This window comes from Listeria grayi (assembly GCF_900638015.1).
In the GTDB taxonomy this organism is placed as follows: Bacteria; Bacillota; Bacilli; order Lactobacillales; family Listeriaceae; genus Listeria; species Listeria grayi.
This window is the reverse complement of sequence record NZ_LR134483.1, coordinates 1,141,194-1,164,502: the sequence shown is the minus strand read 5'-3', so window position 1 is coordinate 1,164,502 and position 23,309 is coordinate 1,141,194. Positions and strand designations below refer to the sequence as shown.

Below are 23,309 nucleotides of genomic sequence, written 5' to 3'. Positions count from 1 at the left end.
CTTTCATTTCCGGATATTTGCTATAATTATCTGGATTATAGGGTAGGATTCAAGTGCTACGGACTCGTTTCTTTTGGCAGCTTTATTAAAAAGTGCGTAAAGGACAGATCATCCACTTGGTCTAGCAGATGATAAAACTAAAAAAGATGGTGATAATGTTGGCAAAAGTAATGATTGTATATGCGAGTATGACTGGTAATACTGAGGAAATCGCTGATATTCTCGGCGAAGAATTGGAAAAATACGATATCGAAGTCGAGATCGAAGAATGTATTTCTGTTACTCCAGAAGATCTTTTGGAATATGATGGTGCATTGATTGGTGGCTATACCTATGATGATGGCCAATTACCGGACGAATTTGTTGATTTTTATGAAGATATGGCGGATGTTGATTTCAGCGGCATGATCTGTGCATCCTTTGGTTCAGGCGATACTTTCTACGATGAGTTTTGCCTGACAGTAGATCTTGTGGAGACAAGATTGAAGGAACAAGGAGCGACCGTTCCTGTGGCAGGTTTTAAAGTTGATCTTGATCCAGATGAAGACGATGTTGCTAAAGCAGAAGAATATGCGAAAACTTATGCGGATGCCCTTTTAGGAAACGCATAATCGATTTAGCCGACCTAAATAATGGTCGGCTTTTTATTTTGCTTTGATTTTTCTGTTTTTTTTGAAGTTTCGATCTCATGGAGTTGCTTTCTCATGCCCTTTAAGCTACAATTTCAATATTGAGAAAAAAAAGAGGTGTAATTATATTGGCAACATTTGAAGAAAATCTAAAAAAATATGCAAAACTGATCGTGGAGGTTGGCGTGAACGTACAACCTGATCAAAAAGTAGTTGTTAATGCAACACTTGAAAACGCACCGCTTGCTAGACTTATTACAGCATTTGCGTTTGAAGCAAGTGCAAAAGATGTCATTATCAACTGGTCCGATTCAGAAGTAACGGCACTTCGCTATAACAATGCTCCCCTCGCTGTCTTTGAAACGCCGGATAAACACCGCGCTGCAAAATTGACAGAATTAGCTAAAGAAGGTGCTTGCTTTATTTCCATCACTTCGGAAGATCCTGATCTACTCAAAGGCGTCGACGGTGCTAAAATTGCCGCTAACCAACGCGCTAATGGCGATGCACTGGCCGAGTACCGCGAATTAATGATGTCCAACACCGTGAGCTGGACTGTTGTCGCTGCTGCTTCAGAAGGATGGGCGAAAAAAGTATTTCCAGATGCAGCAGAATCAGAACAAGTGGATAAATTGTGGGAAGCTATTTTCCAAAACACACGTATCCACACAGATGATCCGGTTGCAACATGGAAAGCACATGATAAAAATCTAGCTGCTAAGGCGGATGAACTGAACGAAAAACAATTTAAAACATTACACTATACTGCTCCCGGCACTGATTTATACATCGGACTGCCGGAAAACCATTTATGGGTCGGAGCTGGCAGTTATAATCAAAAGGGACATGAATTTATGGCAAACATGCCGACAGAAGAAGTTTTCTGTTGCGCGGATAAGTATGCTGTATCTGGTCACGTTTCCAGCACGAAACCACTTAGCTATGGTGGCAATATCATCGATAACTTCACCATCACATTTGAAGAAGGCCGTATCGTTGATGTAAAAGCAGAACAAGGTGAAGAAATCTTGAAAAACTTGATCGAAACTGATGAAGGTTCGCATTATCTTGGCGAAGTTGCATTGGTTCCAGATCCTTCCCCTATTTCGCAATCAGGTATTCTTTTCTATAATACGCTGTTTGATGAAAATGCTTCTAACCACTTGGCTATTGGTAGCGCGTATGCCTTTAATGTAAAAGGCGGCGAGGAAATGTCCCGCGAAGAGTTAGAAAAAATGGGTGTCAATAATAGTCGTACGCACGTCGACTTCATGATTGGTTCCGCTCAAATGGATATTGACGGTATCACACAATCTGGCGACTCAGTTCCCGTTTTCCGAAATGGAGATTGGGCATTCTAACCTTTTACGTTATAACATATGCCTAAGCGATACAGACCCTTAGAAACTTAATGTTTTTAAGGGTCTTATTTTATAGAGAGAAAGAAGGTATATGATGAAATTCAATACTTGGGATATTAATTTAAAAGTACGGTTGTTCGGGGAAGCGTTGCTTGATATTTCTTTTTGGACAGTTTTCCCCTTTTTAACGATTTATTTTTCAAAAGAACTTGGTATTCAGATCACTAGTTTTCTACTGATCGGTTCTCAGGTACTCACTGTGTTCACTGGTCTGTTGGGAGGGTATTTTGCTGATAATATTGGCCGGAAAAAGATGATGAGCATTTCGGTGATCGGCGAATGTTTTGGTTTCTTGTTGTTTGCCTTCAGCGCTACAGAAAGTTTCCACCAGCCTTATCTCGGTTTTCTCGGCTTTACGATCGCTAGCGTATTCACTTCTTTTTATCAGCCTGCCAGCCAAGCAATGATTGCAGATGTGGTTGCTGCGGAACACCGCTCGCATGTGTACGCTGTTTTCTATATGATGATCAATGTAGCCGTCGTTATCGGTCCGATTATCGGCTCGGTCGTTTTCTATAATTATCCTGTTGTGACCCTTGTGGCAATCGCGCTTGCCGACCTGCTGCTGCTTGTATTGCTGCAAAAATTCGGTCATGAAACGGCGCCGCTCGTGCTCCATCCAGAAGGGAAAATCAAAAAAACGGTGTGGGAAGCTTTGCGGGAGCAGGTCAGTCAATATAAGATCATTTTCAAAGATAAAGTGTTTTTACTATTTATCGTAGCCGGAATCATCATCGCACAAGCCTTTATGCAGCTGGATCTATTATTCCCGCTTTACATTAAAGATGTGATCGGAACTAGCTCGCTTTTTCACTTCTCATTGCGCAGCGAGCAGCTATTTGGCGTTAGTGTAGCGTTGAACGGCTTTATCGTTGCTACGTTTACTGTCATTATCTCCCGGCAGATCTCGCGGTTCAAAGAGAAGTTCGTTTTTATGAATTCTTCCTTTCTTTACGGGATCGCACTCTTTATTTTTGGTTTCTCCGCTGGGCCTTGGGGTGTTATTATCGCGATCATCCTGTTCAGCTTTGCCGAATTGATGACCGTTGGGATCCAACAGAATTTTATTTCTATTATCGCGCCTGAAAAATTACGTGGTATGTATTTCTCTGCCTCCAGTCTGCGTTATACGGTAGGAAAGGTGGTCGCACCCTTTGCGATCACACTAGCTTCTGTGATCGACTATCCACTCACTTTTATTATCATTGGTATTTTGGCGATCTTCAGCGGTTTTGTTTATTACTATATGTACTTCTTGTTTGAAAAACAGCGTTGATTTGTTAGAATGACACTAGAGAGAGAAAAAAGTAATGATTCTTACCAGTTTCAGATCCGTGATAGATGGCAAGCTGTCGTTTCTTTTTTTACAAGTTAATGACGCTTTGCATTATTTCTGGGCAATATGTATTAAACTTTTTTACTATTTCATGTCAACTTTATTGTATACCCAACATATTGCCCAAATTCCTTTATACTGGAAAGGGAGTTTTTGAAAAATCTCGTATTATTAGAAAGTTAGGTGGAAAAATGTTTGGAACTACAACGATAGGAATCGATTTAGGAACAGCAAATATTCTAGTTTACAGCAAAACAAAAGGAATCATTTTGAATGAGCCCTCTGTAGTTGCACTGAATCGTGAAACGAATGAAGTACTGGCAATCGGCCATGAAGCTAAGGAAATGATCGGAAAAACACCGGCCAACATTATCGCTGTCCGTCCCATGCAAGATGGTGTCATTGCAGATTTTGATTTAACAAGTGGTCTACTTAATGCCATTATGCGCCGAATCGGCAGTAAATCCGGCAACAACATCCGTAAACCTAATGTCGTTGTTTGTACGCCTACGGGTGCTACATCTGTAGAGCAACGTGCGATCCAAGATGCAGTACGCTCTACAGGTGCAAAAAATGTCACATTGATCGAAGAACCCGTTGCAGCAGCAATCGGAGCAGACCTGCCAGTCGACGAACCGATCGCAAATGTGATTGTTGATATCGGCGGCGGAACTTCTGAAATCGCGATTATTTCGTATGGCGGTGTCGTTTCTAGCACATCCATCCGTACCGGCGGCGATCATATGGATGAAGAAATCATTCAATACATTCGTAAAAATTACAATGTGCTTATCGGGGAGGCAACTGCTGAACGCATCAAAATGGAACTTGGCTATGCGCCAATCACGCACGAAACTATCACTTCTGATGTTCGCGGTCGCGACCTTCTAACTGGTCTGCCAAAAACGATCCAAGTAGAATCTACCGAGATCCAGCGTGCACTGACCGAAACATTGAACCGTATTTTGGAAGCGATTCGTCATACATTGGAACAATGCCCGCCAGAACTCAGCGGCGACATCGTTGATCGTGGCATCATCCTTAGCGGTGGCGGTTCCCTTTTACACGGCTTCCAAGATTGGCTTAAACAAGAAATCGACGTACCTGTCCACATGGCACCAAGCCCGCTGGAATCCGTTGCAATCGGAACAGGACGCTCACTGCAAACGATTGAATCGTTGGGGAAAAAGGTGAAATAAAAAAACGCTTTGGCAATGCAAAACGTTTCGTAAAATCGAGGTAGCACTACGCTACTTCGATTTTTTTCGATATTGATATACTTTTATGCCGATATAGATAATACCAACTAAAATAAACACATTTACTGCAAACAGACCAATCGTGTAGACGATCTCAAAATTTTTGTATCCCTTCATATTCTTTATTTCCTCTCTCTTTAACCGCCAAAGACAGTCTGCTTCCTTTTATTTTATCAACATTATAATCTCAACTGCATTCTTATACTAGCTTAATCATCCACTTTATCTTTTTCAATCAAATCAATCAGTTCATTTTTCTTCTGTTCAAGAATATTCAGTTCTGATTCAAATTGAGTAATACCTATCTCATACGAAATCCCCTGTGAAAATGTCATAACCGGTTCCCAAACTTTATAGTCAGCATGCAGCTTTTCAATTATGTCTCTTTTTCGAAGAAGCTCTTCTTCCACCCATTCTAGTAGTTTCTTTTTTGAAACGTATTCACCCAAATACATTCGCACTAAAAATTCTGATTCTCTGGCTTCCGGAGAAATTTGAGTTTGTAAATACTTATAAAATTCTTGCTCTCCGGTTTCTGTAATCGTATATACGTTCTTATTAGGTTTACTTTCTTGGATAACAACCTCTTTTTCAACAAAGCCTTCTTTCGTAAGCTTCTTCAAAGTAGGATAAATCATTCCATAAGAAGTTTTATAGAAATGTGTAAAAACTTTTTCAAATACCTCGTTTAATTCATATCCAGTCCTACTTTTTTCCATTAATAATCCCAAGATTATATCTTTTCCAGTCATATTTCAAACTCCTTTAATTGAAACAATCAATGTTGCTTTCGCAATTATATCATTTTCCTCATTATACACCTTTGAAGAAACAAAGTGAAAATTAGTTACTGTTCTATTTAGATATGTTTCTATATAAATCAACGTATTCGGCTTAATACTTTTTTTGAAAACTGCATCTATAACTTTACTAAGATATACTTTTTCAAACTTAATCTCCCGCTTTTTCAAAAGATTTTCAAGCAGAATAGCTGATTGCGCCATAGATTCAATTATAAGAACACCTGGAGTAATGGGTGCTTCTGGAAAGTGTCCTTCAAAGAAAAATTCATTTTCGAGAAATAGTTTTTTGCATACGATCCTCTTACTTTTACAATCAAAAGAGTTTACTGTATCAATGAACCTAAATGGATTTTTTTGTGGAAGAATCTCCCCTACTTCATGATAAGATAAAAACATATGATCACTCCTTTCCAGTTCCCCTGCGAAATATTGTAAAAATAATCATGGCTAGTAGTATATATATTACGCTAAAAGCAAATATATATTTAACTCCTTCAAATAAAAATGGTTTCAATAAAGATGGTGCTAACCCAACTCCTATATAAGACATCAAGCCTATGATAGCATAAGTATTATTTTTAACTCTTTCGTCCTTTATATTGCTGGCCTCCATATAAAAAACATTATAAATCAAGCCATACATAAAACCATAACAAAATCCAGAAAAGTATACAATCAGAACATTTGAAATAAAAGACAGGAGTAATAAACTGCTTGCACATCCTGCTAGAATAAGTAATAAGCCCCTACGCCTGTTTGCATTCAGCCGATTGGTAATTGATCTTAAATATTGTACAGCTACATACGCTACCCAGAACAAGAAATAATATATGCCAATGGAATAACCAAATTCATCGAAATAAATTGGCAAATAAGTAACAATCGCACCATACGAGATGGAACTGAAAAGAAGTGGTAAAAACTGTTGACCATAGCTTCTAAGATCTTTAAATATCGACAATTCCTCTTGCTTTACTTGAATAATTTTTTTATTTTTTGGCTTATCTTTGAATAAAAGATAGGTTGCCAATACTGACATAGCGAATGCCGAACAAATCCAGAACCCAAATAAGGTTTTAGTGAAATCTTTATACATGACTTCTCCAACAAATGGTGCACTAGCAGATGCAAAAGCAATTATTAAATTATACATGCTGATATTTTTTTTCGATTCACTTGCCTCTCTAGTAAGCAATGTAAGAATAGCTGGTGGAACTAGACCAATTGAAACCCCAAATAGTATACTTCCTCCATAAAAAACAATTAAATTTTTTTGGAAGTAGAATAGCAATAAAAACCCGCAAAAAAAAAGAATACATCCTGCTACTACTGCAAGAACTGGATCCATATATCTTTTTAAAGAAATTATTCTTACTAGTAGCAAAGAAATCATAAAAACAGTTAACACGCCTCCAACGTCAGTAGTACTCCGGGTAATATTAAAAACTAATATTGGAAGTAGTGTTGTTAACATCATAAATATAAAATTAATTATCAAAGAAATAGCAATCAGAATACGATTCATTTAATACCTCCAAAACAAATTTATCTTTAAAATCCCATTTCTTTTATGTTTTCATCAATTTCAGCCCCAACAAATTGCAAGATTGCTTTTCTATGAACCAATGTACATCCTAATCTTCTTTTCACATCATATGTGGTAGTACCACAAAGCATTTTTTTATACTTATTTTCTATCGCAAAAAGTATGGCCTCGTAATAAAGATTGAAATAGCAATACGAATCCTTTTCCAATTCATAATCCATACCCACATGCTTAAAAAGCAAATTTTCACCATCTAAAACAATTAGTGCAAACGCAATGATTCTATTTCCTTTATAAACTAGAAACCATTTGTAAGAATCGTCCAATAATGAAAACTCATGAAATTTATTTTCTCTGCTATAAAATATATAATTGATATTTGTATCATTTTTTTCCTCTGTTTGGATATATAAGTTATAGATGTCTTTATAATCTATAATCTCTGAATTCGCTCTAATGATGACTTTATTCCCTTTATCTAAAAAAATGTTTCTCTTGTTTTTCAAATCCCATCTCTTCTTTTTTTTCAATGATTGTAAATAATCGTTAAAATTATCATATTGTAACTCTAATTTTGTATTTGGAAGGTATGGAAAAGTGATACCTTCCATGCCAGAAATATTATCTGGTAGATTTGTAATAAACAGTCCATTTGCCAGTCCTTTTGCCAGAATATATTCATTTATGTTCTGCATGAAACTTGTTAAACTACTTTCTTCACAAATCATCCCAGAATTTGTAGACATTGGGACTCCTAAAAATAAGACATTATAAAAAAAATAGGTAGGATTTTCCTTTCGTTTTTGAGATACTTTATCTATGACCTCGGCATCTTTTATAAAGTTTATACAATCCAAATCCTTTTTTAGTCCGCCAATCGCTATTCCTTCTATTTCATCGTTTTTTATTAAAAAAAAGTAGATTGGCGAATAATCTGCTAATAACATCTCACAAGCTTCTAACCATTGAGGTCGTTGTTCTATACTAATATCGCTTTTACCATTCCATTTATCGATAAGCTTTTTTGGTATATCAACTATTCTTGAATATACACTTAACATAGGCTCACTCCTCCATCTATGATAATGTTTTGCCCAGTGATATAAGCTGAATCATCATTTACCAAAAATAATATTAATTTAGCAACCTCTTCTGGTTTTCCCAGTCGTTTTAATGGGATTTCTTTTTCAATACTCTCTTTATCTAAAGAAGCTGTCATTTCAGTTTCTATAAACCCTGGACTAACTGAGTTCACTCTTACTCCGAATGGACATAGCTCTTTTGCAACAACTTTTGTAAATGCCTCTACCCCTGCTTTAGATGCTGAATAATTACTTTGACCATTTAATACATGGGATGAAGTAATGGAAGACATATTAATGATTACACCTGAATGATTTGCGATCATATTGTTGCTTATTAATTTTGTGAAATGAAAAACCCCATTTAGGTTAGTTTCTATAACTTCATCCCATGCTTTTTTACTCATAAAATGTAATGTTCTATCTTTCGTGCATCCAGCGTTATTAATCAATATATCTACCTTACTTTCCTGATCAAGAATTTTTTTCACAGTTTCTTTGACATCTTCATATTTTTTAACATCACATCTATGAAAAAACAAATTTGGATACGACGCTGATTCTTCATCCAATTTAATATTTGATTTATAGTATATGCAATGAACAATGGCCTGCTCTGCTAATAGTTTTTTCACAATTGCTGCACCAATTCCTCTTGTTCCTCCAGTAACCACTGCAACTCGCTTCAAATTGCTCACCTCTTATGTAATTTAATAAATGCCTTATTGCCATATTGATTATTTTCTATTACTATCGCCTTAGTATTTTTTGAATTAATAAAATCATAAATTTTCAAAAATGAATTAATAGAGAAACCTTCACCGTATTTATCAAGTTTAATATCACAATTTAGCTTTTGATTATGGCTCATCTTGGAAACTATTGTATTAAATGAATCATAAATAATACGCTTTGATCTATCTCCATCAAATTCTATTTTAGAAAGCTTATCTTCGAATTTTTCTTGGCTTTCAAAATTAGTTGAAATCTGGCTAATCATGCATAATTGCTTACCTTCATTTGCCTTTTCCACAAGTAAAGCTACTGTACCTTCAACATAATTATCACTTGCAGTTAAGTCGCTTTGAATAATAGCTTTCGATATTTCTTCTGTTGCGACAACAAGTGCTTGCTCTATTAACCCATATTTAATATGATCAGTTGCTATTTTTAAAGCATCTAATGCCGAAGTTCTACCTGTATTTATTGTTATATTGGGACCACTTACACCTAAAATAATGGAAATCCACCCCGATATACTATTTAGAACTGTATTAGGAAAAGCCATAGGACTTACAAACTTTGCCGAAGTATTAAAAGTATTGTTCATAAAATTTTTTGTATGTTCTATATAACTCATGGAGCTAGCAACATAAATACCTACCTTTTCCAAATCTGAACATAACATATCTCTACTACATTCCATGCTTGCTACTAAAGCATTTTTCGTAGCATGAGGGAGCTTCCTAAGGCCTTTTTTATTCGTATATTTACTAATATCTATATTTTTAATTTTATTGACTTTACAAAATAACCGATCATTAATCAGGTACTCAATTTTTTCTTCAGGTGCTAACGAGATGATTTTAGAAATCTGCACGCACATAGTTTAACCTCACCTATCCTTTTTTTTGAAAATTATTGAAGCATTTGAACCACCGAATGCATAAGAATTATTAATTGCATAATCCACTTTAGTGTCAATTGCTCTATTTGGTACACAATAAATATTACATTCAGGATCTGATTCAGAAAAATTTATAGTTGGTGGTATCTTCCCTTCTCTAATCACAAGGCAACACACAATGGATTCAATAGCACTAGCTGCTCCCATAGTGTGACCTAACATAGACTTTATTGAGGAAACAGGTATAGGTCTGTTAAAAATTTCACTTAGAACTTTTGACTCGATTTTATCATTAGCGACCGTTCCCGTTCCATGAGCGCTGATGTAATCAATTTCTTTAGTAGTTATTCTAGCAGATTCAATCGCATTTTTTGTTGCTTGAAAAATACCTTTTCCTAAAGGATGTGGTGCATTAATGTGAAATGCATCACTACTTACACCATAGCCTGCTATTTCAGCGTATATAACAGCACCTCTTTTTTGTGCGTGTTCTAAACTCTCTATGACCAAACACCCTGATCCTTCTGCTACGATCATTCCATCTCTATTTTTATCGAATGGTTTACATTGCTGGTCAGCAATGGCATTTAAACGACTAAACCCGTAGTATGCAGTGGTTGAAAAAGAGTCTACTCCTCCCACAACAGCTACTTTTGCATCACCATTTTTAATACTTTCAAATGCAGAAATCAAAGCATAATTTCCGGCTGAACATGCATTACAAAAAATGATGCTTTCCGCTTCAATCCCAATCCTATGTATAGTATCTACTAACATATTTTTCACATTATTTTGCTTCAATAGTTTCTCATTATTTTCTATTGAAAAAAAATCATTTTTCACAGTGATATCTATTGCTGTTTCTCCCATTGTCGTCCCTATATATACTTTATCGATATCACTTGGATCAAGCGTTGAACTTTTTATTGCTTCTTCCATGCTAGATAAAAGTAAGGCAGAGCTCCTTCCCGACTCACTTTCTTCATCCATGTGGAAGTTTTTTATTTGTCCTCCATACCGTGCAGATAACAATTCAAGACCTTCTTGCTCTATCAAACTGATTCCAGTTCTTCCTTCTAAGCAGTTTTCCCAAAAAGTTTGAACATTATCACCAATAGAAGTAATGACGCCCATTCCTGACACAACCACTCTGGACTGCATATATATCACCTCTATCCCATTATTTTTTTAACAATATTACTAATGGAACGAACACTAGTAAAATTTGGTAATTCCTCATCCGGAACTCTTATTTGAAAACTTCTTTCTACATCCGTTAAAATTTCAAGCGCCATCATTGAATCAACATCCAATTCTTCAATTAAATCTGTATCTGAACCAACCTCTGTAATCTCAACTTCTGCTATGTTACTGACAATTTCTTTGATTTTTGCTTCCATGTTTTATCCTTCCTCCAAACATTTAAATTTTCACAGTTTTTAATTCCATTCTCATTGGACATTCATATGAAATGTTCTCATACATTTTATATGTTCCAATTTGTATAAAACCAATCCTTTCATACATTGATTGAGCTTCTCTTGTTGTTACTAAATAAAGAGTTTTTAATTGCTGATCCTTAACTATCTTTTCAACCATCCCTAACAGATTTTGTAAAATTTTTCCTCTTTTTGCCAATTCCTTTTTACTAACAAATTCATCAGATATTACTAATCTCATGATTTCAGCACTAGAATAATCTGCCACTATTTCATGCTGCATTTCGATAGGTAGCTTTTCACAATTCTTTTTAAGAATCACAGTTAAAAATCCTAAGAGGTTTTTTCCTTCAAAACAGCCTACATGAAGCCCTTTTGTATCACATTTATCTACTAGATATCCATCAGGATACAAATAACCTGGAGCATCTTGGTCTTTTAAGACAAATACATCAAATCGCTTTTTAAATAACTTCATCTTTTCCTTTCTAGATGTAATTATTCTCGTATTCATTGGCATCCCTCCAATAATATTAATGAAAACAATATTAATCAAATTAATATTATTTGAACCAATAATATACTTAGAGATAGAAAATGTCAATGCTTTTTTAAATTTTCTAAATTTTTAAAAATAGAATACATTACCTATTTTTGATATACTGATAGGTGTTGATTCAACTAGGAGAATTTCATTTCATCATCTTTGTAGGAGGAATAATAGAAATGTTAAAACTTTACTACTTAAATACACAGAATAGCTCAAAAAGTATGGAAAACTATCTTTTAAAAAAGATCTCTTATGAACGATTTAATAAAATAAAAAATTTAAAATATACTACTTACAGAACTCTATCTCTATATTCTGAACTAGTATTAAGATATTCGTTAATGCGTGATTTTGCAATGACAACACAAAAAATCTGTTTTATGTCGAACAAATATGGTAAGCCTTTCATAAAAGGACATCCAAATCTTCATTTTAATATTAGCCATTCAAAAAAGGTTATTGTTTGTGCTATTAGTACGAACAATGTCGGTGTTGATATTGAGTTTACACAAAAAAATCTACTCCATTTCATATAGCAAAGCGTTTTTTTCATCCAAAAGAATATATAGACATAATAAGTACTCCTTTCGCAAGTCGTGCAGAATATTTTTATGCTTATTGGACATTAAAAGAAAGTTATATTAAATATATCGGCAAAGGATTCTCAATGCCTTTAAAGGATTTTTGGGTATCTATTAATCGTTCTCAAAATAAACTAATACTCAGCTCATCAAATAAACACCCTAAAAATATGCACCTTATTCATATCACTCCAGGTTATTCTGCAGCTATCTCTTTTGATGCGCCTGAAATCAACACCATCGAATCCATTTCACCAATACAGCTTTTATAAAAACAAAAAATGCCAGAACCTAAAAAAAGGTTCTGGCGAATAACTGATGTCCCCGACACGATTTGAACGTGCGGCCTATTGCTTAGGAGGCAATTGCTCTATCCTGCTGAGCTACGGGGACAAATTAAGGCACAATGACATTTGATCATGATGCACTTTTCTTATTGTATCAAAATTCCGTTTACAGCGCAATTTCTTACGGATGTATTCGTTTTTCAATAAATAAGTCGAAAATAATATTGCAGATGGTGAATAAAGCAAAGAAATACACGCCGACAATGAGTGCTCCAACATCCGTTGCCTGGATACTTGGTGCAAAGTAGCAGTAAATAAAAGCGAAGGCGATCATGGAAAACAGACCGACAATGTTTTTCACCACGTGTTTGGCAAATCCTGTTTCCGGCATGTATGGTTGCAAGGTGAATTCATAGCTGATATCAAGACAGAATAAATAAACAACGCTTGAGATTCCTAGGATGACGCCGTTTCCTACAAAGTCTAGCGGGTTGACGATCGTGATGTCGATAAATGGTAAGAAATTTAAGCCACCAAAGGCAAGCAGATAAAGTGCAAACGGAATTAGGAGAGTGAAGCCAACAAGAATAATAAGTAAAAAGCTTACAATGACGACATCTACTATTTTTTTCATTATCAGCCCTCCTTTAAACAGTTTACTTCTGTAATATAGCATAAATATGCTGTTTTGTCAGTTCTCATCCGTTGTTCTGAGCACCTTCTTAGGTTATACTAAATTACGTATCGAAGACGAAAGGAATGATGCCGATGATGTGGGGTCCTCTTATCACAGCAGGAGTACTGGTCATTATTATTATTGGTATCGCTGCCGGATATCATATCGAATATCGCAAGCGTGAGCGGTTTGTTCAAAAATACCATATCACAGAAAAAGATATCAAAGGCCAAATCAAATTTTATGATGATTAAAAAGACCAAGCATTCGTTACAAATGCTTGGTCTTTTCGCTTTATTTTTCGATAACGCGGAAATGCTGCCACGGCAGGATGCTATCTAGCAGATATTTTTCTTCAGGGATGACTCTGGCTACAATATTTGTGTTGCCGGAATTATTCATTTGCCGAAGTGCTACCTGCATTTCGCCTTTATAGCGTTCATACCCATTATTATCAACGGTAATGTCGCCGCGTTCGATCGTGTCTGTATCGTGTGTTGGGAAATCGAACTGTTTATAATTGACACGTGTCATTGTGGAACGAATAACATAGTCAGAAACATCGCCACGATTAAAATGTTTTTGTGTCAGTACCAATTCTTTTTCTGTCGCCGTAGTTTCTGGTAAAAATTCGACTGTCAGTTCTAATTCATTGCGGTTCAGTGCCGCTAGAGATTGCAGTTCTTCTTCGGATGCAAACATATTGCCAACGATCACGTCATCGATCAAACCGGTATTCCATAGATCTTTTGCCTGTACGGCGATCGGCAAGCCGCGATGTTCTTCTAATGTCGGCAGTCCTCCGTCTACTACAAACCAAGGACCAAACTCTCCGCTAGTTGATGAAACGAAAGCCGCTGTGCGGATATTCAAGTCTTTGAACTGCTTGCTCGTTTTTAAGAAGTGCTCTCGGCTAAGCGCTGTATATTTACGTGGATAGAAATTATGGCAGCCGACGATATTCGCTAAATTGGGACGATAAGAGAGAATATTTTCTACATATCTTGTCCCATTACTGATATTTAATTCGATTTTCAGATCCGTATCATTGAAAGACATCATCGCTTCTTCCGCACCGGAGAATCCCATATCGAGACGCAGCCCCGCTAGACCGATCTCCTTAAATTTTTCTAATTCCCGATACGTAATACCAAGGGACTCAAATACGCCAGGATCGACATCGGCAATCACTTCAAAGCCTAATTCTTTCGCACGTTTGCAGATCACTTCTAATTTGCTGAATTCTTCTTTGTCATTTGCCGAGATCAAGCAAGTGAAAATTCTGCTGAAACCATGTTTAGCTGCAAGCTCAATATAATCTAAAGATGCTTGTAATTCCACATGCTGCGGAAAAACGGAAATTCCTAATTTTCTCATCTTAGCTACCTCTTTTCTTATTTAGCGCGGTATAATTCCACGATTTCTTTAGCTAGATCTTTGAATGTAATCGCATTCATCAAATGGTCTTGGGCATGAACTAAAAGTAAAGAAACTTCTGTCCGGTCGCCACGAGCCTCGCCTTGGATAAGTGCTGTTTGCGAATGATGTGCTTCAAGCAAGGCATCATCTGCCAATTTAATTTGTTCATCTGCTGTTTTCAGATCGCCTTTTTTAGCTGCTTCAATAGCTAGCATGGCATCGCTTTTCGCATTTCCCCCATAAATAATCAATTGCATGATGGTTTGTTCTAATTCTTCCATTTCCAACATTCCTTTCTATCTCTTTCTCTCACCTACCAGCTCGATTGCCCGTTCCAGTACTTTCGCGCCATTCATCGTTCCATAATCGATGCCACCCATTACTTCCACTGGGACAGATTCGCCCATTTTCCGCTTGACATTTTTTTCTAAAAAACGGACTTGCGGGGCAAGAAAAACGACGTCAACCTGATCGCGATATTTATCATAATCGACTTCCGCCACTGCCATGACATTCGCAGCGACTTGTTTTTTTTCGATGGCTTCATTTAATTTTTTGACAAGCAAACTAGTAGACATGCCAGCTGAACAAATAAGCATGATTCTAATCATAATATGCCCTCCTCCATTCAAACTGTCACTAAATAAAAATGCAAAAAGCGTGCCAACTTTTACATTGCAATAGCGTGCTTTTTCGTTACACATCTCAAAAAGCAAGTGTGTAAACCTACACACTTGCTTTTTTTATCTACTAGGACTGTTGATTTTATTAGCGAGCATCATCTGAGTCAGATAAGCGATCTCGGATTGCGGGATCGTAACGCTGTATTCTTTTTCAATATTTTCCATCATTTGCTGGGTGATTTGCATTTCGACCAGATGTGTTTTTTCAAACTCGTTGAGGTTAGGAAATTCTCGGTCGACAGCACCTAGTCGAATTCGCTCGATCAAGAAGGCCATATGAAGGATCAGTCCGATATCGACATCGGAGTCTAGCACGATATTAAGCTGGACTTGCAATTCGGAAATGACTTTTCTTAAGAAGTAAACAAGCTGTTCTGGAGAATCCACGACCTTTAGATTGCCTTCTAAGGAAGCGATAAGTTTTTCATAAGGGACTTCATCATTAATGATCCGCTTGATAATATTGATGCCGCCTTCTGACAGCACTTCTAGAGCACTGAAAAAGGGAATATCGCGATATTCAAATTCGACAGAACCCATAATGGCCAAGATATTGTAGTTTTCCATCAGCTGGTCGATCCGCTCGCGAAATGCTTCTTTATGCAAGAACTGTAGCAGGATCAGTTCGACATTGGTATTGCCAATAAATGGGGCAACGACGCTTCGCAGCTGTTCTGCCACTCCCTCGCCAGTAAAACAAGTCAATACGACCGCATTTTTTGTTGGTTTGGCACGCAAGACCCGTGCTTTGTATTTATTTTCGAAAAGCTGCTGGCAACTTTGGTAAATATCTTCCAATCCTCTCCCCATTGACGCTTTGCGAATCGCTTCCAAAACGACAGGAGTACTGACCATAGAAACGCTTTTGGTCCGAATACCTAGCTCTTCGGTCAGCATATTCCCAAAAGATGTCAAGGAACCCATGTCACTGAGTAGTAGCACGCCTTTTTGTGGATTCAACTGTCTAACGGTATTTTTTAATTTTTCATACATGGTCTGCACATCCATCGAAAGTGGCATGTCCATTGCCGTACCGGTCTCAATGCTAAGTAGTTCTTGGACCGTTTCGACCATGCTGCTTGCTGTCGAACGACCATGCATCATGACAATCACTTCGACTTGTGATTCTGGGGAATTATCGGTGTCCACTGTTTCTTCTGTTAAGAACATTGTCAGGAAACCGATTTCATCAAATGGAATCTCAATATCCAGCGATTGCTCGATCGTTGCAGAAAGATCGATCGCGACTTGGAATTCTTTGGGATAGCGTTTGCGAATGTTGTTAAGATCGGGATGAATGATATGTTTCTGTTCTTTGATACGCTCGATCGTACTTTGCAAGTGCAGCGCAAATGCAAAACGCATTTTTTCGTTATAGGTCCTGCCCAAACTTTCGCCTGCTTGCTGATAGATTGCTCCAGCCAACTCCCAGATCGGCGGCGCAATGATTTCTTTGGCTGTTTGTTCGGAAGGTAGCTGGATCATATACTCATGAAAATATTTATCGACATCGATGTAAAGCATTTTTTCCATTTCTGTCTGATCTTTACCCTCTTTTTCCAGGCGTTCTGCTTTTTCTTGGATGACTTGGTAAACATCATCAAAATCTTCGTCGGGATCAGATTTTGCGCTTGTATCGGTGAACTTGAAAATCGTTTGGTTCATATCGATCAAACGATTGATTTTATCCGGTTCGTCTTTGACATGAAGCAGTCCTTTTTGAACATGGATCGGCAAATCATTTTGTTCGATCAGGATATATGTGCTCGCTTTGGTTTTATAATGTAAAAATGCTTTGGCACAAGCGAGTTTCAAATCGCGTTGCAATTGGCCGACATTAGCACTTGCTTTATAAAGTAAAAATGCGAGCAACGTCTTGCGATCAATGTGAATCGTTTGTTTCAAACGAGAAGCTTCTTGTTTCAGGAAAAATTCGATCAGCTCATAGCGTTCATTCAAACTCCGTTCCGCTAGGGAAGGTAGCGTGATCGTCATGGGAATACGCCGTGTAAATGTTTCTAACAAGAAGTTGTCTGGCGATTCCGTTGTGGCCCCGATGATCTGCACATCTGCATGATGCACGTCAGCGCTTTCGCCAAGCGGGCGATACTCTCCTTTGTCAATAAAAGTGAAAAGCATTTCCTGCCCTTCTGGAGGCAGTCGATGAATCTCATCTAGAAATAAGATCCCACCGTCTGCACTGCTGAGCAAGCCATCTTGAGAAACTTCTGCTCCGGTGTAAGCCCCTTTTTTCACGCCAAAAATATGTCCGAACAAAAGCTGCGGATTTTGTGCATAGTCCGCGCAATTAAAGGCAATAAATGGAGCATCTGTTTTGATCATCCCTACTTCTTTTGAAAAATAATACATACATTCAGCAAAGAGTGATTTCCCTGTCCCGGTTTTACCGAGTACAAGCGAATGAAGACCGCGGGGAGGATAAAGCATCGCAGCTTTTGCTTGCTGGATGCTCACTTTAAGGCTCTCCTCAGAACCGATCAATCGATCAAAGGCCGCGGATTCTTCTGCAGCTTTCGTTTCTAATTCTTGCGCTAGACACTTATATAAAACTGGCTTACCGTTTATTTTTTCGATCTTGTTTTCTTTATATAATTCATTTAAATATCGACTGCTGTTTGCGCGGTCCATGTGGAGGTATTCAGCAATTTCGGCTGCTGAAACATTTTTATTCCATTCGTTTAAAAGTGCAAGTATCTCTTCTTTTCTACTCGACATCTACTCGTCTCCTTTAGACAAATCTCTGTACCTTCATTATAACGGTTGCCTAGAAACAATCAATAGATTTTGTTCACTATTTTAAATAAAACAACTTATTTCTTCTTTTTCTTGTTAGGTTTTCTGACATTGACGTTTGTTCTAACCGGTTTGGTCGTCTTGGCTTGAATCTCGCCGTGGTAAAATTGCACAAATTGACCTTTGACATCCATATCTCGGTAATACTGTTTTAATGTCCGGATTTCACGTGGAGAGGCAAATGTGATCACATTCCCTGCTTTTCCCATTCGACCGGTACGTCCGCTGCGATGGGTATATTCGCGGGCACCAAGCGGCATATCATATTGGATAACATATGGTAGATCTGGAATATCCAATCCTCTTGCCGCTACATCTGTAACCACAAGAAATGTGATTTCCTTGTTTTTAAATTGTCTCAGTACTTTTTTCCGAATTTCACGATTGATATCGCCATGGATACCTGCTGCTTTGACGCCATCAAATTGTAATTTTTCAAGCAGAATATCCATTCGTGGCTTGTCTTTCACAAATACAAGTGCTTGCATCCCTTTTACAAACGACAATCGCTTCAGCAAATTACCTTTTTCGCGATGCTCGACTTCCATGTATTGATGTGCGATATTATCCGTGCTTTGTTTACTAGTCTGGATATCGATATAAGTGATCTCATTCTCGACCTGTGCAAAGAAACGTTCGGGTTCTTCCAACTTTGTCGCGGATACTAAAATCAATTGTCGATCTCTTTTAGCACTGTTTACGATCTCCAAGGTAGAAGCGAAGTTTTCTTGACGCAACAGCTGATCGGATTCATCCAATGTGATTGCTTCGATCTCGTGCATTTTCAGTTTCTTTTGTTTGATCAGTTCAAGCGCTCTTCCGGGTGTAGCGACCACGATCTGTGGTTTCTTTTTCAATTTCTCGATTTGGCGTTTTACGTTGGCGCCTCCAATTATTGGCATCACATCGATTTTTTCTTCTGGTTCTATCCAGCTGCGGATCACATCACTGATTTGCATGACTAATTCATGGGCAGGTGCCAAAACCAGCCATTGCGTCTTCGGCTCTGGTGTTATTTTTTCTAACATTGGGAGTAGATAAGCGACAGTTTTACCTGTTCCTGTCGCGGAAGCAGCAATAATGGCTTCTCCATTTTTTATCGGTTGATATAACGCTTTTTGGACATCGGTAGGTGCTTCGTAACCATGCGCTTCCCACTGTTTATTCCATCTTTCATTCAGCATGCTTTTATCTCCTTTATTTCATTCTTATTTCATCATATCATGTCTACTAAAAAAAAGCATCGCCATGAAAGGCGGAGTTTATTAAAATAAGCATGTTTCCTAAGAAAATAGGAAACATGCTTTCCGATCAAAGTTCTACTTTTTGTGAGCGGATCTCAGCCAAAATGGTTTGTGCGTTTGCTTGATTCATTCGACTACCTTGAAGTTTTTCCACCAGGATCTCCACTTCTTTCCCCGTAGCTCCAACAGAAAGCGCTAAAGAGCGAGCTTGAAGGGACATATGACCTTGCTGGATACCTTCTGAAACAAGCGCCCTCAAAGCGGCTAGATTCTGCGCCAGACCAACTGCGGCTGTCACTTCTGCAAGTTCCTTCGCTTCCGTGATGCCCATGATCTCAAAAGCAGCTTTTGCTTTCGGTAAGACCTCGATCGCGCCGCCGACACTTCCAAGCGCCAGTGGCAGACTGATTTCGCCATGTAACGCACCTTCCGCCACTTGCCACTGGCTTAGGCCTCGGTAGTGCTGGTCTCTTGAAGCATAAGCGTGTGCCGCAGCTGCGACCGCTCTGGTATCATTACCGCTTGCTAACACCACTGCTTCGATGCCGTTCATGATTCCTTTATTATGGGTCGCCGCTCGGTAAGGATCTAGCTGAGCAAATTTAGAGGCTGCTGCCACTTTTTCAGCAATACGTTTTCCATCCCCCTTTTTGCTTAACGCTTCATAAGGGATGCGGCAGCTTGCAGTAACGATCGATTCTGTCGCATAATTGCTGAGGATACTGAAAAGGATCTCTTCTGTGAGTATTTCCCGCAGAAAGCCTGCTACGCCTTCTAAAATCGTATTGATGATATTCGCACCCATGGCATCTTTCGTATCCACGATCAAATCGATGGATAGAAAGGTTGGATCATCATCAAAAGTACGGACTACTATTTCTTTTAAACCACCGCCACGCTTGACGATCGACGGATGACTTTGCGCTGCAGCACGAAAGATTGCTGCTTTTTCGGCAGTGATCGTATGCTCGATTGTGGCAGGTTCTTTTACATTCATCAACACGATTTGGCCGCGTAAGAAGCCGTCTTTCAGTTCGCTTTGAAAACCGCCTAAATGGTTTGCCATTTTTGCTCCGTTATTACATGCGGCAATGACGGATGGCTCCTCTGTTGCTAGCGGAATAGTATAACTTTTATCGTTGACACGCAGATTCAACGCGACCCCAAGCGGGATTTCCATCTCACTGATTTGATTTTCGATCAAATTGTCGGCAATATCCTCCGGCAATGTCATTTCTGCTAATACGTGTTTCGTTGCCGGAGAAATGACTGCTTGTTCCTGCAGCCTAGCTAGACGGTCTTCTCTAGCTAATTGGTAGAACTTTTTTACAGGTTGGTCCTCCTGTGGGACTTCTATTAATATCGCTAAGCCCAATCCGCCACCAATACAAAGGGAGGCGATCCCATATCTACCGTGTGTTCGTTTCAGCTGATGTGCCAATGTCGTGACGATCCTTGCACCTGTGGCTCCAAGTGGATGACCGAGTGCAATGCCGCTGCCGCCGATGTTGATTTTTTCATCAGGAATACTTAATTCTTTTTGAACTACGACTGAAGAAGCTGCAAAAGCTTCATTGATTTCAAATAAATCGATCTCTTCCATCGAAATTTGGTTACGATCAATCAGTTTGTTGATTGCAGAAACCGGTGCGATACCCATGATACTTGGATCGATTCCGATCTCGGTAATATCATGTACGATAGCTAAATATGGGATTTGATTTGTTTCAGCAAATTCCTTAGAAGCGATAATCACGGCAGAAGCACCGTCATTGATCGTTGAAGCATTGCCGGCTGTTACAGTTCCGTCTTCTTTAAAGATCGTACGCAATAGGCTTAATTTTTCCAGCGTCGTTTCTTGGCGGACACCTTCATCTTGTGTAATGACCTCGTCGCCGATTTCAAGGGGCAGGATCTCTGCTGCAAATATACCTTGTTCCTGCGCCTTGGCTGCTTTCATTTGTGAGCCATATGCAAACGCATCTTGAGCTTCGCGACTGACGCCATATTGCTCAGCTACATTTTCAGCAGTCAGCCCCATTATTTTCCCACTAAAAGCATCCGTCAAGCCGTCGAACGTCATCGTTGGCACCGGTTTGCTAAGCGTGTCTTCTTCTTTATTATAATAAGTGATCGAAGGCGCATTTGTCATACTTTCAATGCCACCTGCAACAATAACCTCTGCTTCTCCTAGCAATATCTGCTGGCGAGCCATACTGATTGCTTTGAGCCCCGATCCACATACTTGATTGATAGTTGATGCTGGTATTTCCGCACTTAATCCGCTGTTCAAAGCGATTTGCCTTGCGGGATTTTGACCATTCCCTGCTTGCAAGACATTTCCAAAGATCACTTGCTCTACATGGTCTTTCACTTGGTCATTTTTTTCGAATAATGCTTTTGTAACGGCAGTTCCTAATTCAACCGCTGTCATTTTGCTTAATTGGCCTCGGTACTTACCTATCGGTGTTCTCAAGGCATCGATAATCACGATATCTTTCACCACGCCACCTCCATTTAAAATATATCACATCTCTTCTATAAAAACACCTCGCGAAGCCCAATAAAAGTTATTTTGTGGAACTTTGCGAGCTTACTTTTTTAAAATCTTGTATTCTATGGTAAAGTTATAAAAGTATACTATATATAAAGGAGAATGACAATGAACGTTGGTATAGATAAAATGAGCTTTTTTGTCCCACCTTACTTTGTGGATATGACTGACTTAGCAGTAGCAAGAGATGTTGACCCAAATAAATTCCTTATCGGGATCGGCCAAGATCAAATGGCAGTGAATCCGAAAACACAAGATATCGTGACATTTGCCACGAATGCTGCCAAGAACATTTTGTCAGCGGAAGACCTAGACAAGATTGATATGGTCATTGTCGGAACTGAGTCAGGCATCGACGAATCCAAGGCCTCTGCTGTTGTGCTACACCGCTTATTAGGCATTCAAAAATTCGCCCGCTCCTTTGAGATCAAGGAAGCATGTTATGGTGGTACTGCTGCCCTGCAATTTGCGATCAACCATATTCGTAATCATCCAGAAAGCAAAGTTCTAGTGGTTGCTTCCGATATCGCAAAATATGGACTTGCCTCTGGTGGAGAACCGACGCAAGGGGCTGGTGCCGTCGCGATGTTGGTCTCTACTGATCCTAAAATCATTGCTTTTAATGATGACTGCCTGGCACTGACGCAAGATATTTATGATTTTTGGCGTCCAGTCGGACATGACTATCCAATGGTCGACGGTCCGTTATCTACAGAAACTTATATCCAGTCTTTCCAAACTGTTTGGCAAGAATATACCAAGCGTTCTCAGCATGCGCTTGCTGATTTCGCGGCACTCAGCTTTCATATTCCTTATACAAAAATGGGCAAGAAAGCCTTACTTGCTATTTTAGAAGGTGAAAGTGAAGAAGCACAAAACCGGATTTTAGCCAAATACGAAAAAAGTATTGCTTATAGCCGCAAAGCCGGTAATCTTTATACTGGCTCTCTGTATCTTGGCTTGATTTCGCTGCTTGAGAATGCAGAAGATCTTAAAGCTGGCGATTTGATTGGTCTGTTTAGCTATGGCTCCGGAGCAGTGGCAGAGTTTTTCAGCGGTCGCTTGGTAGAAGATTATCAGGAGCAACTGTTAAAAACAAAGCATGCCGAGCAGCTTGCGCATCGCAAACAATTGACGATCGAAGAATACGAAATCATGTTTTCTGACCGTCTGGATGTAGATAAAGACGCGGAATACGAGGATACGCTCGCTTATAGTATTTCGTCAGTTCGAAATACGGTTCGGGAGTATCGAAGCTAGGAATTGATTTAAAATAGAGACGGAGCTCCGTCTCTATTTTTTTTGCATTAGTCGCCAAATGCAGGATATAATCGAAAACTATCAGCGTTAAAGCAAAGA

Annotated in this window: 24 protein-coding genes, 1 tRNA gene and 2 pseudogenes; 8 read left to right on the top strand and 19 right to left on the bottom strand. The window is 38.6% G+C overall.

Annotated elements, in window-relative coordinates; all coding sequences use genetic code 11:
- Positions 1-158: 158 nt before the first annotated feature.
- The 4 genes from EL241_RS05550 to mreBH all read left to right on the top strand — a co-directional run bounded on the left by EL241_RS05550 (position 159) and on the right by mreBH (position 4,585).
- Positions 159-611, top strand: coding sequence for a flavodoxin (locus tag EL241_RS05550; protein WP_036107468.1), 453 nt, complete (start codon positions 159-161; stop codon positions 609-611).
- Positions 612-757: 146 nt separating this feature from the next.
- The gene (locus EL241_RS05545; RefSeq protein WP_036107331.1) at positions 758-1,990 is read left to right on the top strand and encodes an aminopeptidase; all 1,233 of its coding nucleotides are present in this window, start codon (positions 758-760) and stop codon (positions 1,988-1,990) included.
- 94 nt (positions 1,991-2,084) lie between these two features.
- Positions 2,085-3,326, top strand: coding sequence for an MDR family MFS transporter (locus EL241_RS05540; protein WP_036107335.1), 1,242 nt, complete (start codon positions 2,085-2,087; stop codon positions 3,324-3,326).
- Between the two features lie 251 nt (positions 3,327-3,577).
- Complete coding sequence (mreBH, locus tag EL241_RS05535) at positions 3,578-4,585, top strand: rod-share determining protein MreBH (RefSeq protein WP_036107337.1); 1,008 nt, start codon at positions 3,578-3,580, stop codon at positions 4,583-4,585.
- A gap of 51 nt (positions 4,586-4,636) precedes the next feature.
- Here the strand turns inward: mreBH and EL241_RS13890 are convergent, their stop codons facing one another.
- The 10 genes from EL241_RS13890 to EL241_RS05490 form a co-directional block, all read right to left on the bottom strand.
- Positions 4,637-4,762: a hypothetical protein gene (locus EL241_RS13890; protein WP_260450449.1), complete on the bottom strand. Its 126-nt coding sequence runs from the start codon at positions 4,760-4,762 to the stop codon at positions 4,637-4,639.
- 92 nt (positions 4,763-4,854) lie between these two features.
- Positions 4,855-5,397, bottom strand: a complete 543-nt coding sequence (locus EL241_RS05530; RefSeq protein ID WP_036107340.1) for a PadR family transcriptional regulator — start codon at positions 5,395-5,397, stop codon at positions 4,855-4,857.
- A gap of 3 nt (positions 5,398-5,400) precedes the next feature.
- Complete coding sequence (locus EL241_RS05525) at positions 5,401-5,844, bottom strand: 3-hydroxyacyl-ACP dehydratase FabZ family protein (RefSeq protein WP_036107342.1); 444 nt, start codon at positions 5,842-5,844, stop codon at positions 5,401-5,403.
- 4 nt (positions 5,845-5,848) lie between these two features.
- Positions 5,849-6,973 (bottom strand): MFS transporter, encoded by a 1,125-nt coding sequence (locus tag EL241_RS05520; RefSeq protein ID WP_126320408.1) that lies wholly within the window; start codon positions 6,971-6,973, stop codon positions 5,849-5,851.
- A 26-nt stretch (positions 6,974-6,999) separates the two neighbouring features.
- Positions 7,000-8,055 (bottom strand): peptidogalycan biosysnthesis protein, encoded by a 1,056-nt coding sequence (locus tag EL241_RS05515; protein ID WP_126320407.1) that lies wholly within the window; start codon positions 8,053-8,055, stop codon positions 7,000-7,002.
- Entirely contained in the window at positions 8,049-8,765 is a 717-nt protein-coding gene (gene fabG / locus EL241_RS05510; protein WP_036107350.1) for a 3-oxoacyl-ACP reductase FabG, read from the bottom strand. Before fabG ends, EL241_RS05515 begins: the two co-directional genes overlap by 7 nt.
- Positions 8,766-8,770: 5 nt before the next feature.
- On the bottom strand, positions 8,771-9,682 hold the full coding sequence (locus tag EL241_RS05505; RefSeq protein ID WP_036107353.1) for a beta-ketoacyl synthase N-terminal-like domain-containing protein: 912 nt from the start codon (positions 9,680-9,682) through the stop codon (positions 8,771-8,773).
- A gap of 9 nt (positions 9,683-9,691) precedes the next feature.
- A complete protein-coding gene (locus EL241_RS05500; protein WP_036107355.1) occupies positions 9,692-10,864 on the bottom strand; it encodes a beta-ketoacyl-[acyl-carrier-protein] synthase family protein in 1,173 nt (390 codons plus the stop codon).
- A gap of 11 nt (positions 10,865-10,875) precedes the next feature.
- Positions 10,876-11,103, bottom strand: coding sequence for an acyl carrier protein (locus EL241_RS05495; protein WP_036107358.1), 228 nt, complete (start codon positions 11,101-11,103; stop codon positions 10,876-10,878).
- 22 nt (positions 11,104-11,125) lie between these two features.
- Complete coding sequence (locus tag EL241_RS05490) at positions 11,126-11,656, bottom strand: GNAT family N-acetyltransferase (protein WP_052009251.1); 531 nt, start codon at positions 11,654-11,656, stop codon at positions 11,126-11,128.
- 212 nt (positions 11,657-11,868) lie between these two features.
- On the opposite strand from EL241_RS05490, the gene EL241_RS13920 reads away from it, so the two are divergent.
- Both EL241_RS13920 and EL241_RS13915 read left to right on the top strand, forming a co-directional pair.
- Positions 11,869-12,228, top strand: coding sequence for a 4'-phosphopantetheinyl transferase family protein (locus EL241_RS13920; protein ID WP_145985335.1), 360 nt, complete (start codon positions 11,869-11,871; stop codon positions 12,226-12,228).
- Positions 12,225-12,545 carry a 4'-phosphopantetheinyl transferase family protein gene (locus EL241_RS13915; protein ID WP_077912819.1) on the top strand — a complete coding sequence of 107 codons (321 nt, stop codon included), beginning with the start codon at positions 12,225-12,227 and terminating at the stop codon, positions 12,543-12,545. Before EL241_RS13920 ends, EL241_RS13915 begins: the two co-directional genes overlap by 4 nt.
- 47 nt (positions 12,546-12,592) lie before the next feature.
- On the opposite strand, the gene EL241_RS05480 is transcribed toward EL241_RS13915, so the two are convergent.
- Together EL241_RS05480 and EL241_RS05475 are read right to left on the bottom strand one after the other, a co-directional pair.
- A tRNA-Arg gene (locus EL241_RS05480) sits at positions 12,593-12,666 on the bottom strand.
- A 75-nt stretch (positions 12,667-12,741) separates the two neighbouring features.
- Positions 12,742-13,194, bottom strand: coding sequence for a hypothetical protein (locus EL241_RS05475; protein ID WP_036107362.1), 453 nt, complete (start codon positions 13,192-13,194; stop codon positions 12,742-12,744).
- A 134-nt stretch (positions 13,195-13,328) separates the two neighbouring features.
- On the opposite strand from EL241_RS05475, the gene EL241_RS13630 reads away from it, so the two are divergent.
- Entirely contained in the window at positions 13,329-13,490 is a 162-nt protein-coding gene (locus EL241_RS13630) for a hypothetical protein (protein WP_159099862.1), read from the top strand.
- A gap of 40 nt (positions 13,491-13,530) precedes the next feature.
- On the opposite strand, the gene EL241_RS05470 is transcribed toward EL241_RS13630, so the two are convergent.
- The 7 genes and pseudogenes from EL241_RS05470 to EL241_RS13790 all read right to left on the bottom strand — a co-directional run.
- Entirely contained in the window at positions 13,531-14,613 is a 1,083-nt protein-coding gene (locus EL241_RS05470; protein WP_036107365.1) for a DUF871 domain-containing protein, read from the bottom strand.
- 17 nt (positions 14,614-14,630) lie between these two features.
- Complete coding sequence (locus tag EL241_RS05465) at positions 14,631-14,936, bottom strand: PTS sugar transporter subunit IIA (protein ID WP_126320406.1); 306 nt, start codon at positions 14,934-14,936, stop codon at positions 14,631-14,633.
- A 15-nt stretch (positions 14,937-14,951) separates the two neighbouring features.
- Positions 14,952-15,266, bottom strand: coding sequence for a PTS sugar transporter subunit IIB (locus tag EL241_RS05460; protein ID WP_036107368.1), 315 nt, complete (start codon positions 15,264-15,266; stop codon positions 14,952-14,954).
- Between the two features lie 132 nt (positions 15,267-15,398).
- Positions 15,399-18,074, bottom strand: a complete 2,676-nt coding sequence (locus EL241_RS05455; RefSeq protein WP_036107372.1) for a sigma-54-dependent transcriptional regulator — start codon at positions 18,072-18,074, stop codon at positions 15,399-15,401.
- A gap of 95 nt (positions 18,075-18,169) precedes the next feature.
- Entirely contained in the window at positions 18,170-19,336 is a 1,167-nt protein-coding gene (locus EL241_RS05450) for a DEAD/DEAH box helicase (protein WP_036107375.1), read from the bottom strand.
- A 127-nt stretch (positions 19,337-19,463) separates the two neighbouring features.
- A pseudogene (locus EL241_RS13795) lies at positions 19,464-20,711 on the bottom strand (hydroxymethylglutaryl-CoA reductase, degradative); the annotation flags it as partial.
- Positions 20,712-20,747: 36 nt separating this feature from the next.
- Positions 20,748-21,899 (bottom strand): annotated as a pseudogene (locus EL241_RS13790) (thiolase family protein); the annotation flags it as partial.
- 159 nt (positions 21,900-22,058) lie between these two features.
- On the opposite strand from EL241_RS13790, the gene EL241_RS05440 reads away from it, so the two are divergent.
- Positions 22,059-23,210, top strand: coding sequence for a hydroxymethylglutaryl-CoA synthase (locus tag EL241_RS05440; RefSeq protein ID WP_036107377.1), 1,152 nt, complete (start codon positions 22,059-22,061; stop codon positions 23,208-23,210).
- The last annotated feature ends 99 nt before the right edge of the window (positions 23,211-23,309 follow it).